This window comes from Stenotrophomonas sp. SBJS02 (genome assembly GCF_020428325.2).
In the GTDB taxonomy this organism is placed as follows: Bacteria; Pseudomonadota; Gammaproteobacteria; order Xanthomonadales; family Xanthomonadaceae; genus Stenotrophomonas; species Stenotrophomonas africana.
Genome location: NZ_CP109812.1, coordinates 2,923,418 through 2,938,160, shown reverse-complemented (window position 1 = coordinate 2,938,160; position 14,743 = coordinate 2,923,418). Strand labels below are relative to the sequence as shown.

The 14,743-nt window shown below is 68.3% G+C and carries 13 protein-coding genes and 1 pseudogene; 8 read left to right on the top strand and 6 right to left on the bottom strand.

Annotation, left to right across the window (positions count from 1 at the left end; all coding sequences use genetic code 11):
• Positions 1-89 precede the first annotated feature (89 nt).
• On the top strand, positions 90-761 hold the full coding sequence (locus FQS62_RS13625) for a hypothetical protein (RefSeq protein ID WP_088480981.1): 672 nt from the start codon (positions 90-92) through the stop codon (positions 759-761).
• A gap of 29 nt (positions 762-790) precedes the next feature.
• Here the strand turns inward: FQS62_RS13625 and FQS62_RS13620 are convergent, their stop codons facing one another.
• On the bottom strand, positions 791-1,432 hold the full coding sequence (locus FQS62_RS13620) for a hypothetical protein (protein WP_049445883.1): 642 nt from the start codon (positions 1,430-1,432) through the stop codon (positions 791-793).
• Between the two features lie 184 nt (positions 1,433-1,616).
• On the opposite strand from FQS62_RS13620, the gene FQS62_RS13615 reads away from it, so the two are divergent.
• Positions 1,617-2,777 carry an amidohydrolase family protein gene (locus tag FQS62_RS13615; protein ID WP_107379767.1) on the top strand — a complete coding sequence of 387 codons (1,161 nt, stop codon included), beginning with the start codon at positions 1,617-1,619 and terminating at the stop codon, positions 2,775-2,777.
• A 49-nt stretch (positions 2,778-2,826) separates the two neighbouring features.
• Here the strand turns inward: FQS62_RS13615 and FQS62_RS13610 are convergent, their stop codons facing one another.
• The gene (locus FQS62_RS13610; RefSeq protein WP_208044186.1) at positions 2,827-3,264 is read right to left on the bottom strand and encodes a DUF3806 domain-containing protein; all 438 of its coding nucleotides are present in this window, start codon (positions 3,262-3,264) and stop codon (positions 2,827-2,829) included.
• 133 nt (positions 3,265-3,397) lie between these two features.
• Positions 3,398-4,279, bottom strand: a complete 882-nt coding sequence (locus FQS62_RS13605) for a LysR substrate-binding domain-containing protein (RefSeq protein WP_049445879.1) — start codon at positions 4,277-4,279, stop codon at positions 3,398-3,400.
• A gap of 122 nt (positions 4,280-4,401) precedes the next feature.
• Between FQS62_RS13605 and FQS62_RS13600 the strand changes: the two genes are divergently transcribed.
• Both FQS62_RS13600 and FQS62_RS13595 read left to right on the top strand, forming a co-directional pair.
• Positions 4,402-5,103: an ankyrin repeat domain-containing protein gene (locus tag FQS62_RS13600; RefSeq protein ID WP_049445877.1), complete on the top strand. Its 702-nt coding sequence runs from the start codon at positions 4,402-4,404 to the stop codon at positions 5,101-5,103.
• A 51-nt stretch (positions 5,104-5,154) separates the two neighbouring features.
• Positions 5,155-6,612, top strand: a complete 1,458-nt coding sequence (locus tag FQS62_RS13595) for an amidohydrolase family protein (RefSeq protein WP_208043288.1) — start codon at positions 5,155-5,157, stop codon at positions 6,610-6,612.
• A gap of 87 nt (positions 6,613-6,699) precedes the next feature.
• Here the strand turns inward: FQS62_RS13595 and FQS62_RS13590 are convergent, their stop codons facing one another.
• Positions 6,700-7,629, bottom strand: a complete 930-nt coding sequence (locus tag FQS62_RS13590) for a LysR family transcriptional regulator (RefSeq protein ID WP_208043287.1) — start codon at positions 7,627-7,629, stop codon at positions 6,700-6,702.
• A gap of 93 nt (positions 7,630-7,722) precedes the next feature.
• Here FQS62_RS13590 and FQS62_RS13585 point away from each other — a divergent pair, with 93 nt between their 5' ends.
• Positions 7,723-8,916, top strand: a complete 1,194-nt coding sequence (locus tag FQS62_RS13585; protein WP_049445874.1) for an MFS transporter — start codon at positions 7,723-7,725, stop codon at positions 8,914-8,916.
• A 575-nt stretch (positions 8,917-9,491) separates the two neighbouring features.
• Here the strand turns inward: FQS62_RS13585 and FQS62_RS13580 are convergent.
• Together FQS62_RS13580 and FQS62_RS13575 are read right to left on the bottom strand one after the other, a co-directional pair.
• The gene (locus FQS62_RS13580) at positions 9,492-10,145 is read right to left on the bottom strand and encodes a response regulator (protein ID WP_049445872.1); all 654 of its coding nucleotides are present in this window, start codon (positions 10,143-10,145) and stop codon (positions 9,492-9,494) included.
• Positions 10,138-13,166: pseudogene (locus tag FQS62_RS13575) on the bottom strand (two-component regulator propeller domain-containing protein). Before FQS62_RS13575 ends, FQS62_RS13580 begins: the two are co-directional and overlap by 8 nt.
• Before the next feature lie 96 nt (positions 13,167-13,262).
• On the opposite strand from FQS62_RS13575, the gene FQS62_RS13570 reads away from it, so the two are divergent.
• Genes FQS62_RS13570 through FQS62_RS13560 form a run of 3 tightly spaced genes read left to right on the top strand, consistent with a single transcriptional unit; the run spans position 13,263 to position 14,742 of the window.
• Entirely contained in the window at positions 13,263-13,595 is a 333-nt protein-coding gene (locus tag FQS62_RS13570) for a hypothetical protein (RefSeq protein ID WP_107379764.1), read from the top strand.
• 50 nt (positions 13,596-13,645) lie between these two features.
• Positions 13,646-14,089, top strand: coding sequence for a helix-turn-helix transcriptional regulator (locus FQS62_RS13565; RefSeq protein ID WP_208043285.1), 444 nt, complete (start codon positions 13,646-13,648; stop codon positions 14,087-14,089).
• A complete protein-coding gene (locus FQS62_RS13560; protein ID WP_049445867.1) occupies positions 14,086-14,742 on the top strand; it encodes a hydrolase in 657 nt (218 codons plus the stop codon). Before FQS62_RS13565 ends, FQS62_RS13560 begins: the two co-directional genes overlap by 4 nt.
• Position 14,743: the final 1 nt, after the last annotated feature.

Genomic DNA, 14,743 nt, shown 5'->3' with positions numbered 1-14,743 from the left:
GGCATTGCCGGGCTTTTCTTTGTGCGATGCACGTGTGCGAAGGCGCGCGAGCTGGCATGCTTCGGCCATCAAGACCAAGGATGGCAGTCATGGGCGCAGGAAGAGCGTGTTTACTGGCGGGGGTGCTGTTGGTGACAGCGGGGTGCAGCGGTGACAATGCCGGGGCGGCCGTAGACAGTGCTGATGTTGCCGCGGCGCCGGTATCGGCAACAGCCGTTGCGTCGAAGGCACCGTTGGGCAACATGCCCGATGCGGGACCGGCGGCTTCGGCGCAGGCAGCAGACCAGACGCTCAGTGCTGCATCACCTGCATTGACCGCCCATGGCAGGAAGCCCACGACACGGGGGAGTCTGGACGGTGAAAACATGCTGATGAGTGAGGGTGCACTGTCCGACCAGGAGGCCGGCAAGGTCATCGGTTCCAGCAAGGCCTATGCTCGGGCCTTGCTGCAGTTCGAGCGTGATGCCGCGGGCAATCCCGACGCGCAGGATCTGACCACGCTGTACCGCGCGGCAGTAGCACGCACGCTGGGGCCGGACATGGCGCTGGCCTCCTTCGCTTGTGGCTACAGCCTGTGCATGGGCGAAATCCACAGCGGGAATGCCGACGGATTCAGCCACTGGACCAGAACGTTCGGGGACGACAGTGCCGCGCCACAGTACGCGTTCATGAGTGGCGAATTCCTGCAGGGCGGGGGGCAGTCGATCGGCCGTTTCGTGTTTTCCACCGACCCGGCGGCGAATGGCATTACGACGCGGTAGCGCCGGACCACGCCCGGCGATACATCAAGCTAGGGAAGCGCCTGCATCAGGTACGACTCGATGACATAGCTGAAAGGCTGGTGCTGGCGGTCGCGCAGCAGGGCGCGCACTTCCAGGATCACGCCGTGATCGCCTTCGCCCCGCGGCGGCCAGAACGTCTGGTCGGCCAGGGTCTGGCGCTGGAAACCCAGCGGGCCGACCACGCGACCGAACGGTTCATCGGTGCTGTCCAGCACCTGGTTCATGGCCGGGCTGAGATGGCCGGGCAGGTACCAGTTGTCGGCCTCGGACAGTACGCGGCTGCCGCAGACCAGCTGCACGCGGCGATAGCGCAGGTCGGCACCCGGCTTCACGCCCAGCGCCTGCAGCACGTCGGCGGGCGCGGGCTTGTCCTGGCCGTGTATGCGCACGGCGCGCACCCGCGCCTGTTCGGCCAGGCCGTGCTCGGCGCACCAGTGTTCCAGCGTGGCGGTGGCGCTCTGCCCGGACAGCACGCGCTGGTGCAGGCGCTCGACCAGTGCAGCCGGGGCGATGCGCTGCTGGCCCGGCGGGGACTGCAGCGGCGCAGCCGCCGCAGCATCAGTGGCTGACAGGCTGGCGATCGGGGCGGCGGCAAGCAGGGACGCGGCCTGCCAGCGGCGGAGACGATCGTGGCGGTCGGACGGGCCCATGCGGCTTCACAGCGGAGACAGGCGCCCATGTTACCCGTTCAGGGGTGTGCACGGCGTGGCTGCGACCGGTTGTCGCAGGAGTAGCCATCGTTCTGATGAATGCGTGCCATCCAGATATTTCGTTGGCCGATAGCTGCGGCGAGGGGGCACGATGGCGCCATTCTTGGCATTCCGGGAGTCCCCGATGACCCTCCAGTTCGTCCATGGCGGTGTAGACCGCTACGGCGCGCCACTGCATTTCCATATCCGTGATGGCCGCATCAGCGGCCTGAATGGCGAGGCCGCGCCGGCCGAAGGGGCGGAATGCGTCAACCTGCAGGGGTTCGCGATGCTGCCGGGGCTGGTCGACGGCCACATCCACCTCGACAAAAGCTTCGTTGGCGACCATTGGCATCCGCATCAGCCGGTGAACAGCCTGCGTGAGCGGCTGGCGGTGGAGAAGGCGGCGGTGGCGGGTGCGGCACCGATGGTGGACCGTGCCGAGGCGCTGATCCGCCAGTGCAGTGCGTTCGGTACGATGGCGATGCGCTGCCACGTCGATATCGACGCCAGCACTGGGCTTGGCCATCTCGAGGCAGTACGCGAGGCGGCGTTGCGCTGTGCCGACATCATGCGCATCCAGCTGGTGGCATTCCCGCAGGCCGGGGTGATGTCCTGTCCCGGCACCGCGGCCGTACTGGAGCAGGCGCTTGCTGCGGGCGTGGAGGTGCTCGGCGGCATCGACCCGACCACGCTCGATGGTGACGCCGAAGGCCAACTGGCGCTGCTGTTCGCTCTGGCCGAGCGCTACGGTGTGCAGCTGGACATCCATCTGCATGAGCCCGGCGAAACCGGCCTGGCCCAGCTGCTGCGCATCGCTGCGCGTACCCGGGCCGCCGGCCTGCAGGGGCGTGTTGCGGTCAGCCATGCCTATGCGCTGGGCGACGTGCCGCTGGCGCGTGCGCTTCAGGTGGGCGAAGCATTGGCCACGGCGGGTGTGGCGATCATGAGCAACGCGCCGGGCGATCATCCGTTCCCGCCGCTGCGCGCACTGCATGATGCCGGCGTGCGCGTGTTCGCAGGCAACGACAACATCCGTGACTGCTGGTGGCCGTACGGCAACGGCGACCTGCTGCAGCGGGCGATGCTGCTGGGCTACCGGTCCGGCTTCTACACCGATGCCGACCTGATGCTGGCGCTGGACATGGTCACCACCCACGCCGCGCAGGCGATCGGCCTGCCGCAGCATGGTATTGCCGAAGGCCAGCCAGCCACTTTCGTGGCGGTGCGTGCCGACCACGGCCCGGCTGCCGTGGCAGCGGTGCCGGTGGAGCGCCGGGTGGTGGTCGACGGCCGCTGGCTGTAGATCCACGCTGCGCAATCCCCTGTAGTGCCGAGCCAAGCTCGGCGGCCTTTCAGACGTAATCGTCGGCGCGGGTGGCGACGAATTCCTCAAGCCACGCCAGCAGATGGGCGATGTCGATGATCTCGCCCTGCTCGACGCGCTTGAGCAGCAGTGTACTGGCGCCGATCTGCAGGCTGCTGTCGGCATAGCGCAGCACCGCGTCGATGCCCCAGGCATCGGTGACCTGCATCCAGGCCAGGCCCGGCACGCGCTGGGCCAGGGTGTCACCGAACGCCACGCCCAGCGCTTCCCAGCCATCGCAGTCGTCACGGTCGATCAGCTCGGCATCGACCACGCGCTGCAGCGTGGTGGCCGCCAGCGGCCATTGCACCGGCAACGTCGGGAAGCCGGCGGCCACGCGCGCGGCGATCAGCGAACGCTGGTGCTGCAGATGTGTCTGCAGGGCAGCGGGCAGGGGATCGAAGCGGGTGGGGATTTCGTTGGACATGGCAAGGCGCCGTATGGGGCACGGAAACAACAGGCACTCTACGAGGCGACGTTGCCTGCCGTGCGGCCGGATTGACCATGTTTCGATGCGTGATGCGCGAACGGCATCCATGCATGGCGTGGGTCGACTGTGGTCAGTCCGGTTCGCGCTGCACCTGCCGCCACAGCTCGCTGGCCAGTGCGCGCACGGCATCATCGGCGTCCGCGCGATGCAGCAGGCCGATCTCGTAGTTGTCGATCACCGGCAGCTCGCGCTCGCCATCGATGATGCGGTGATCGCGGTTGACCGCGCGGCGCGGCAGCAGGCTGATGCCGATGCCATCGGCCACCGCGCCCTGGATGCCGCTCAGCGACGAGCTGGTGAAGGCGATGCGCCAGCGCAGGCCCAGCGCTTCCACGGCATGGATCATCTCATCGCGGTACAGCCCGCGCGGCGGGAAGGTGACCAGCGGCAGCGGGTCCTGCTGCAGGCAGCTGCTGCGCAGGCTGTCGATCCAGTGCATCGGCTCGCGGCGGCAGTGCACGGCCTGGCGGCTGTTGCGGCGCTGCTTGACCAGCACCAGGTCCAATTCGCCATGATCGAAGCCCTGCGCCAGGTCGCGGCTGAGGCCGCTGCTGATCTCCAGCTTCACCTGCGGGTGGCGGCGGCTGAAGGCGGCCAGCATGCGCGTGGTCTGCGCGTTGACGAAGTCTTCGGGTACGCCGATGCGGACCGCGGTTTCCACCGTCGCGCCGGCCAGCGCCTGCGCCATTTCCTCGTTCAGGTCGAGCATTCGCCGCGCGTAGCCGAGCAGCGTGTGGCCGGCGTCAGTGGGGTGCACGTCGCGGTGGCCGCGTTCGAGCAGGCGATGCCCTGCCAGTTCCTCCAGCCGGCGTACCTTCTGGCTGACCGTGGACTGGGTCGAATGCAGGCGCGTGGCCGCCGTCGTGAAGCTGCCGCAGTCGGCGACCATCACCAGCGCCCGCAGCAGGTCCAGTTCGAACAGGGTTCTATTCGATTTGGCACTGTCTTGCATTTGAACATTTCACTTCTGGATGCCCGGGCCGACTTCTACCATGCGGGGCAGGGGCCGGCAATGCCCGGCTGCTGCTACCGTCGCACGGCGTTCCGTGGCGAAGGACATGAGGAGACACTGTCATGCGCGTCCATCGTTCCCCTGGCTGGCCTGCGCCGTTCGCGCGCGCGCTGCTGTTGTGCCTGCTGGCCATGGTCACCCCGGCCTGCACCGCAACGTCCAGAACCGACGTCGATGGATGTCTGCGTGATGCCGCCAGCCGCGGCGACGCTGATGCGGTGCGTCAGGCGATCGAGGATGGCGCCGCGCTGGAGGCGCGCGATGGCCAGGGCCGCACCGCGCTGCTGCTGGCCACGCATGGCAACAATGTTGATGCCGCGCGTGAGCTGGTCGAAGCCGGCGCCGACGTCAATGCCAAGGATGCGTTGCAGGACAGTGCCTACCTGTATGCCGGTGCGCGCGGCCTGGACGAGATTCTGGCGATGACCCTGGCGCATGGGGCCGATCTGCGCAGTACCAACCGCTATGGCGGCACCGCGCTGATTCCGGCTGCCGAGCGCGGCCACGTCGCCACCGTACGTACACTGCTGCGCGCGGGCGTGGCGGTCGATCATGTCAACCGCCTGCACTGGACCGCCCTGCTGGAAGCGATCCTGCTCGGCGACGGCGGTGCGCGTCACGTGCAGATCGTGCAGCTGCTGCTGGAGGCCGGCGCCGACCCGGAGCTGGCCGACGGCGACGGCGTGACGCCGCTGGCGCATGCGCGCCAGCGCGGCTATACCGGAATTGAAACCCTGCTGCGCCAGCACGGCGCGGTGCGCTGAATGCAAACCCCTTCCACCCGCACGCTGGGCGTGCCCACCAGGATGCTGTCCATGTTCCGTTCCCGTCCGTTGTCCCTTGCCATCCTCCTTGCGGTAGCACCTCTGTCGGCGTCTGCCGCCGAGCGCGCCGACCTGCTGATCCGCAATGCCACCGTGGTCGATGTCGAGCACGCCAGCACCCTGGCCGGGCAGAGCGTGGTGATCCGTGGCGAGGACATCGTCGCCGTCGGCCCGGACGCGCGGCTGCGCAGCCAGTGGAGCGCGGCCCGCCAGATCGATGCCGAGGGCAAGTACCTGATCCCGGGCCTGTGGGACATGCACGTGCACTTCGGTGGTGGCCCGGCGCTGATCGAAGAGAACAAGGCACTGCTGCCGCTGTACATCGCGCACGGCATCACCACCGTGCGCGACTGTTCCGGCGATCTGCCCGAGCAGGTGCTGCAGTGGCGTGGCGAAATCGCCAAGGGCACGCTGTTCGGCCCACGCCTGCTCAGTTCGGGCGCGAAGATCGAAGGCATCAAGCCGGTCTGGAAGGGCACGATCGAAGTGGGCAGCGAAGCCGACGCCGACAAGGCGATCGCCCGCCTGCAGCACGACAAGGTCGATTTCGTGAAGATCACCGACAGCACGCTGAAGCCGGAGCTGTTCCTGTACTCGGCCAGTGCTGCGCGCAAGGCCGGCTTCAAGGCCTCGGGTCACATTCCGATGGCGCTGACCGTGGAGCAGGCGGTCGATGCCGGCCTGGCTTCGATCGAGCATCTGGACTACGCATTCAAGGCCGGCAGCAAGGACGAAGCGAAGATCGCCGCCGACTTCGGTGCCGGCCGCATCGATCGCGCCGAAGCCAACCGCCGCCTCGACGCCAGCTTCGACCGTGACACTGCGATGCATGCCTACCGTGATTTCGCCAAGCGTGGCGTATTCGTGACCCCGACCCTCAACGGTGGCCGCATCCTCGACTTCCTTGATCAGGATGACCACGCCAAAGATCCGTACCTGGCCTACATCGGCCCTGGCCTGCGCGCGACCTACCAGTGGCGCGTGGATCGCGCGGCGAAGGCCACGCCGGCGCAGATCGAAGCGCGCCACGCGCAGTACCACCAGGTGGCCGCAGTGCTGCCGATGCTGCAGGAGGCCGGCGTGACGATCATCGCCGGCACTGATGCAGGCTTCCTCAACTCGTTCAACTTCCCGGGCATCGCCCTGCACCAGGAGCTGCAGCTGTTCGTGAAGGAGGGCCTGAGCGCACCGCAGGCGCTGTCGGCCGCAACCCGTTCCGGCCCGGCCTGGTTCGGCCAGATGGACCGTTACGGTGGTGTTGCACAGGGCAAGGCGGCCGATCTGGTGCTGCTGACCGCCAACCCGCTGCATGACATTGCCGCCACCGAAAAGATCGACAGCGTGATCCTGCGTGGCAACGTGTATGACCGCGCCGCGCTGGACAAGATGCTGGCTGACACCAAGGCCAAGGTTGCGACGTGGGATGCCGAGGCGGCCAAGGCCAACTGATTGCGGGGGGAAGGAATCCACGCATCGCGTGGATCTATCCGTACCCTCGGCAGATCCACGCCACGCGTGGGTGATGCGGCAGGTGACCTAGCGTGGTGCCGGCCGCATTCCATGCAATTGCGGCAGCGCTGCTTTCATCGCATCGATGAAGGCGCGCAGCCGTGGCGGCTGCTGGCGCGCGGCGGGAAACACCACGTGTACCGGCAGTGCCGGCGCCTGCCAGTCCGGTAGCAGCTGCACCAGCCGCCCTTGTGCGAGGTCCTCGGCCACCAGCCAGGCCGAGACCACCGCTGCGCCCAGCCCGGCACATGCGGCTTGTTGCACCACGAACAGGTTGTCGCTGAGCAGGCGCGGGCTGATTGAAAGGGTATGCGCGCGCCCCTGCGCGTCATGCAGCAGCAGGCGTTCGCGGTAGTAGGTGACCAGCGAGATCCACGGCAGTGACTGTGCCTGTTCGGGCGTACCGACCGCTGTGGCGTCCACCAGTGAGGGCGCCGCTACGACGATGCGTGGTACCTCGGCGAGCGGCAGTGCGACCATGCGCGGTTCGTCGACGGGGCCCACCCGCACCGCGCAGTCGATGCCTTCCGCGATGAAATCCGGGCGTCGATCTTCCAGGATCCACTCCAGGCTCAGCTGCGGGTGCTGGGCGAGGAACGCAAGCATGGTCGGCAGCAGCTGCGCCTGGCCGAATGCGTGCGGCACCATCACCCGCAGGCGTCCGCGCAGCGTTTCTGGCTCGCCGTGGAGTTCGGCCTGCAGCGACTCCCATTCGTCGACCACGCGTTGCGCATGGCGCTGGCAGCGCAGGCCATCCTCGGTCAGCTGCAGGCCGTGAGTGGAACGCTGCAGCAGGCGCAGGCCGAGCTGCCGTTCCAGTGCCTGCAGGCGGCGACTGACCGTCGGCTGGGTGGTGCCCAGCTGCACGGCCGCAGCAGACAGGCTGCCGGCATCGACGATGCGCAGGAAGGTGCGCAGCAGATCCAGGCGATCGGCGCTGGTGGCGAGGTCGTTCATGCGTTTCACGTATGAAGTTTATGTGCAAGAGCCTACTACAGACGCTGGGCGAATACGGGCAGGATACGCCCACTTCCTCCACCGGACTCCCCCATGTCTACCCCCTCGCTGTCCGCCGCCGCCACACCCGCGAGCGCACCCTCCACCCCGCTGGTGCTGGCGATGGCCGCCGGTGCAGGCTTTTCGGTCGCCTCGCTCTACTACAGCCAGCCGATGTTGGGCCTGATTGCCCAGGACCTCGGCGCAGGCGAACGCGCCGCTGGCCTGGTACCGACCCTGACCCAGCTTGGCTATGCACTGGGCATCCTGCTGTTGGCGCCGTTGGGCGACCGCTTCGACCGCCGCAACCTGATCCTGTTGAAGTCCGCGTTGCTGGCACTGGCACTGGGCGCCGCAGCGATGGCCGGGCACCTGCCGGGCCTGCTGATGGCCAGCCTGCTGGTCGGGCTGATGGCCACGCTGGCACAGGACATCGTGCCGGCCGCTGCGGTGCTGGCGCCGGATGCACAGCGCGGCCAGATCGTCGGCCGGGTAATGACCGGCCTGCTGCTCGGCATCCTGTTGTCGCGCGTGGTCAGTGGCGTGGTGGCTGAAGCATGGGGGTGGCGCACGCAGTTCGTGCTGGCCGCGGTATCGGTGGCGGCGATGGGTGCGGTGATGGCGCGTGCGCTGCCGCGTTTCGCACCGACCAGCACGCTACGCTATCCGGCATTGTTGGGTTCGTTGCTGGCGTTGTGGCGCGAGCAGCCGCAGCTGCGCCGTGCGGTGGCCAGCCAGTCGTTGCTGGCAGTGGGCTTCAGCGCGTTCTGGTCGACCCTGGCGCTGATGCTGCATGCACGTCTGGGCCTGGGCAGTGCGGCGGCGGGTGCGTTCGGTATCGCCGGTGCGGCCGGCGCATTGGCCGCGCCGTTCGCCGGCCGCTTCGCTGATCGACTGGGTTGCCATGCAGTGGCGCGGCTGGCGATCGCAGTGGCGCTGCTGGGCTTCGGCCTGTTGCTGACCGAGTCCTGGCTGCCGGCCGCCGCGCTGCTGCCGCTGCTGGTGGTGAGCGCGCTGCTGTTCGACTTCGGTTTCCAGTCGGCGCTGGTGGCGCACCAGACCCTGGTCTATGGCCTGGTGCCGCCGGCACGCAGCCGCCTCAATGCGTTGCTGTTTACGGGCATGTTCATCGGCATGGCCGCCGGCGGTGCGTTGGGCAGCCTGGCGCTGGCGCAATGGGGGTGGCACGGCGTCGCCTGGCTGGCGGTGGTGTGTGCGGGCGGCAGCCTGCTGCTGCGTTTGAAGTAAGGGCGGTGTTCGGCAGGGCTTGCAGCCCTGCACCTGCTGGGGGCAACAGCAACGGCAACAGCAACGGCGGGGTTCCTGTAGGTGGGCGGGGTGGGTCCGGTTGCGGGGGACGCCGTGAATCCCGCTCCGCGGTCCGGCCCAGCCGCTGGCGGCTGGGCGTTCGGGCGCTTGCGAAGCAATGCTTCGCAAGCAAAGCGCCCTCACCCATGCAGGCTCGGTCGCGCCATCCATGGCGCTCACGCCCCCGCAACCGGACCCACCCCGCCTTCGACAGGTTCCTGCGGTCTGTTGGAACGGATCTGACCCCTGATTGATTTCGATATCTGACAGAAGTGTCGACCAAGGCCGACACCTACCAACCGCCATCGGAATCTGTCAGAGGTGGGGCGGTGTCGGAGTGCGGGGTGTCCGCGGCATGGATGCCGCGGCCAAGCCCCCATGGAGGGGTTCACGGCGTCCCCGCACTCCGACACCGGCCCGCCATCCCACGGACGCCATGCTGTTGCTGTTGAGTTTGCCGGCCCGCGGCCGGCACTACCGCGGGTGCAGGGCTGCAAGCCCTGCCGAACAACCCCCTAATCGTGACCGCTGTCGTCCAGGCTGATGATCCCGCGCCGCAGCGCCTGGGTCACCGCATGCGTGCGATCGCCCACGCCCAGCTTGTCCATCAGGCTCTTCATGTGCGCCTTCACCGTCTGCTCGGAAATCTGCATGCGCTCGCCGATGCGCTTGTTCGACAGGCCACCGGCCACGTGCCGCAGCACCTCGGTCTCGCGCGGCGACAACCGGTCTTCCACCACATGCGCGGCGATGCTGGCCGCCACCGCCGGCGGAATCGGTGCGCGCCGGCCGCCAGCGACCATGCGGATCGTATCGACCAGCTCGTGGCGCAGCATGTCCTTCAGCAGGTAGGCGCTGGCGCCAGCCTGCAGCGCCCGCACCGCACGTACGTCACCGCGGTAGGTGGTCAGCACGATGATGCGCGCACGCGGATCCATCGCGCGGATCCGCACGATGGCTTCCACACCGTCCAGGCGTGGCATCTGCAGGTCCATCAGCACCACGTCCGGCTGCAGCTGCTGGTAGCGTGCGATGGCTTCCTCGCCATCGGCGGCTTCACCGAGCAGGCGCAGGTCGGAATGGGCGCCCAGCAGGGCAGCCAGGCCGTCACGCAGCAGCGGGTGGTCGTCGACCACCAGTACGCCGATCGGGGCAGGGGTTTCAGTCATGGCTCGTTCTACTCCAGGGCCAGCGCCAACGTGATGGGCGGCGTTGATACAGGCGCCGGGTGGGAACTGCCAGCGCGACTTCGGTTCCCAGCCCGGGGCGGGTCCACAGTTGCAGTTCCGCACCGAGGCGCTGCGCGCGCTCACGCATGCCCTGCAGGCCCCAATGGCCATGCCCGGCATTCTCGTTGGCGATGCCGACGCCATCATCGCGCACGTGCAGCAGGAAGCACCGCGCGCCATACGACAGCTCTACTTCAATGGCGCTGGCGTTGGCATGACGCAACGCGTTGCGGATCGCCTCACGCCCTATCAGGAACACTTCTTCGGCCGCATCGGCCTGCAGCAGTGGCGTCGCACCTTCCACGGTCAGGCGCAGCGGATTGGTGCCGTGCCCGGCGTATTCGGCGTGAACATCGGCCAGCGCCGAAGCGAGGTCGCGGCCCACGAAGGGTCCCTCACGCAGGGCGTTGACCCGCTCGCGGCCCTCGGCAAGGTTGCGCTCGGCCAGTTGCATCGCCGCCTCCAGCTGGCCGCGTACCGGCGCCGGGGTCTGGGGTGACTGACTGATGGCGTGCAGGCGCAGGATCAGGCCCTGGCTGCCCTGCAGCAGGGTGTCGTGCAGGTCGCGTGCGATGCGTTCGCGTTCCCCATTGCGTTCCTGCAGGCGTGCGCGGAACAGCGCAGCCAGCTGCCCGCTGCGGATGCGCACCGCCATCATCAGCAGCGCGAGGATCGCGGCGGCGCACAGCAGCTTGAACCACACGGTCTGCATGAAGGTGGGCGCGATGCGGAAGCTGCGGCTGGCCGGGGAGGTGCTCCAGATGCCGTCTTCGTTGGCCGCTTCCACCTCGAACCGGTAATTGCCCGGTGCGAGGTTGGTGTAATACGCGCGGGTGCTGCTGCCGGCATCCTGCCAGCCGTCGTCGACGCCGGAGAGGCGATAGCGGTAGCGGTTGCGCTCCGGGCGCGCCAGTGACAACGCCACGTAGTCGATCTGCAGTTGGCTGGTACCGGCGGGAAGGCGCAGGCCATCGCGCAGCGGCTCGTGCTTGCTGCCATACAGCACCTCGCCGATGCGCACGCTGGGGGCCATCGTATTGACGTGCGAATGGGTGGTGTCCAGCCAGGCCAGGCCCTGGTTGGTGGCCAGCCATAGCAGGCCGTCGTCGGCCAGCGTCGCGGTGGCGATCGGTCCACTCTGCAGGGCAATGCCAGGCATGCCGTCGATCGCGTCGAACAGGCGCGGCGTGACCGGCAGTCCGGTGCGCAGGGCACGGCGCAGCAGCCCGCTTTCCATCCGCACCAGGCCACGGCTGCCGTTGAGCCACAGGTGGCCATTGGCATCGGCGACCATGCCGGTGATGCCTTCCAGGACGCCGGCCATGTCGGTGCGCACCGGAACGAATCGTCCATTGCCCAGTCGCGCAGCCAGCCCGGCTTCGCCGGCGACCAGCAGAATGTCCTGGTGATGCAGCATCGCGGTGATCGGCCCCACCGACAGGCCTTGGCTGGCATCGAAGCTCTCGATGCGGTTCGCACTCATCCGGCGCAGGCGGCCGTCGGCATAGCCAAGCAGCAGCTGGCCATGGGCATCCAGCGCCAGCGATGAGCAGGCCTGCTCGGGCAGGCGAACCTCGCGCTGCCATTGCCCATGCAGGTAGTGCAGGACGCCACGCTCACCCGTACACACCCAGGCCTGCTCGTCGTCGGGGAACAGCAGCGCATGCAGCGGTTGCCCGGTGAACGGCGGCGGCAGCGGGATCAGCGAGGTGTGGCCGGCTACCGTGCGCGCAAGATTGACCCAGTCGAACTGCCAGATCGGCGTGGGTGCCTGGCGCGCGGCGGCCTGCAGCTGCGTGGCGCTGCCATCCAGCAGGGTGCGCCGCAGATCGTAGGGCTTGAGGTCTTCGCCATAGCCATACACGCGGCCATCGCTGGCCCGCACCAGCGAGCGGTAGGGATCGCTCGGGCCCACCGCCAGGGTGTGCACGCTGCGTGCGCGGAAGCGGTTGAGGCCGAGATTGGTGCCAACCCAGAGATTGCCTTCGCGATCGACGATGATTGGAACTGCCGAGGTGGCGGTCAGGCCGTGCGGTGAATCGAAGCGCTCCATGCGCACGGCCCGGGTGCCGTCGAAGGTGATGCGGGCGACGCCGCCGTGCGGGCTCATCGTGGCCCACAGCGCACCATCGGCAGTGAACTGCAGACGCGCGGCGACCAGCTCCGGAAGACGCCGCGCTTCGCGTTCGCTGGCCGCCAACAGACCCTGCGCATTGGCCAGCGGCGAGGTGCCGCGCACCCGGTCGGCCAGCCACACTTCGCCCTGCGGGCTTTCGGCCAGCGTCGCCATCTGCGAGACGGCGATGCCGGTGTCCTGGAAGGCGGTCTGGCCGGCTGCACGCATCCAGACCTTCAGGTCGGCCAGGACCCAGAAGGTGTCCCGGCTGTCGTGCAGCACCCACTGCACGCGGCGCTCCGGCAGCCCGGCACTGGCCGGCAGTTGCTGCCAGCGCTGTCCGTCAAAGCGGCGCAGCCGCCGTTGATCGCCGCCCACAGCCGGCCCTGGCGATCCTGGCTGAAGCGCGGGACCACGCCGACCGGCACCCCTTGCTCGCGGCCGTAGCTGTGCAGCTGTCCCTGTGCGAACCGGCTGATGCCCGCCTGGAAGTAGCCGATCCACAGGGCGCTATCGCGGCCCGGTGCCAGCGTGACCATGTTGGTGGACGGGAACTGGCTGCCGACGGGCGCCGCCTGCCGTTCGAAACGACGGCCATCGAAGCGGTACAGGCCCGAGCCCGTGGCCAGCCACAACAGACCGTCGCGGTCCTGGACAATGTCCCAGATGTCGCCGGGCGCACCCTGGCCGACGCGCCAGGCCGTGTGCTCGTAATCGGGCAGTCCGCCGCTCACCGGCGGGCGCTGCACGGCAAGGGCGGGCAGGGCGGTCAACAGCAGCAGGCACGTCAGCAGCGTCGGCAAGCGACACAGGAACGGGAAGGGGCGGCCACGCATGGCGCGCATTCTGGCAGGTGTGGGGCAACCCAGGGTGACCCGAACGGGGTAGGCGGCGTGCGCCGACGTCGGCTATCACGCCGGCATGTCCTCTGGAGCCCCGGCATGCAACGGCTGTTCGTGATGTTCCCTGATCGCGGTCCGGGCCTCGGTCTGCTGTGGCTGCGGCTGTGCCTGGCCACCGCGCTGTACACGCCTGGCACGCATGCGGGCGGATGGTCGGCGATGTGCCTGCTGGCAGTACCGATGCTCATGCTGGGCGTGTTGACGCCACTGGCGGCGCTGATGGCGGCCGTGGGCATGTTCGCGCAGCAGGCGCCGTGGTCGCAGGTGGTGCTGCCGTTGGCGCTGTTGATGCTGGGCCCTGGCGCCTATTCACTGGATGCACGCTTGTTTGGGCGGCGCCTGCTAAGCCGTCGGCCTCCCCCATTCGGGTAGGTACTGGCCTCGACCGACGGGGGTAGGGCATCGCGCAGGCGCCACGCACCATGGGCCACCCCCTCGCGGCGTCCCGCATGGCCACCATTTTTCCGCCTGATCCGCCCGCCGCATCACTGGCACCGCAGCAGGCCGCCGCGTTGCAGCGCGCCCTGCGCTATGTCGATGAGCACCTGTCGCAGCCGCTGCGGGTGACCGAGCTGGCAGCGGCCGCCTGCGTCAGCCGCTTCCATCTGGTGCGTCTGTTCCGTACCGGTACCGGTGCCAGCCCGTTGCGCTATGTGCGCCGGCGGCGCATCGAACGTGCACGCCAGCTGCTGCCAGACGCGCAGCTGCCGATGTCCCGCCTGGCACAGCAGCTGGGCTTCTTCGACCAGAGCCATTTCGTCCGCAGCTTCCGCGCGGAGACCGGCTGCAGCCCCGGCCAATACGTTGTCGGCGATGCCGCCCTGTTGCATCCCCTTGATCGTGTTTCCAACGGAGTCCAGCCATGAGCCTTGCCACCGCCACTCCCGCCCCGGCGCTGCTGTCGCCGACCGACCACGCCCTGGTGCTGATCGACTTCCAGTCGCAGATGGCGTTTGCGACCCACACCATCGACATCTCCGCGCTGCGCAACAACGTGTCGCTGATCAGCAAGGGTGCCAAGGGCTTCAATGTGCCGGTGGTGCTGACCACGGTCGCCGAAACGTCGTTCTCCGGCCCGATGTTCCCGGAACTGCCGCAGATCTTCCCGGGCCAGACGGTGTTCGACCGCACCTCGATGAATACCTGGGAAGACCAGCCGGTGATCGATGAGATCAACCGCATCGGCAAGCGCCGCCTGGTTGTTGCTGGCTTGTGGACCAGCGTCTGCATTGTCGGGCCGGCGCTGTCGGCGTTGGCGCAGGGTTTCGAGGTCTACGTGATCACCGATGCCTGCGGCGATGTCAGCGAAGAAGCGCATGAGCGGGCGATCACCCGCATGGTGCAGGCCGGCGCAGTGCCGATGACCAGCGTGCAGTACCTGCTCGAACTGCAGCGCGACTGGGCACGCGGGGAAACCTACGACCTGACCACCGGCATTGCCCGCGACCACGCCGGCGGCTACGGCATCGGCATCCAGTACGCCAAGCGCATGTTCGGCGCGCAGGAAGGCGGGCACTGAG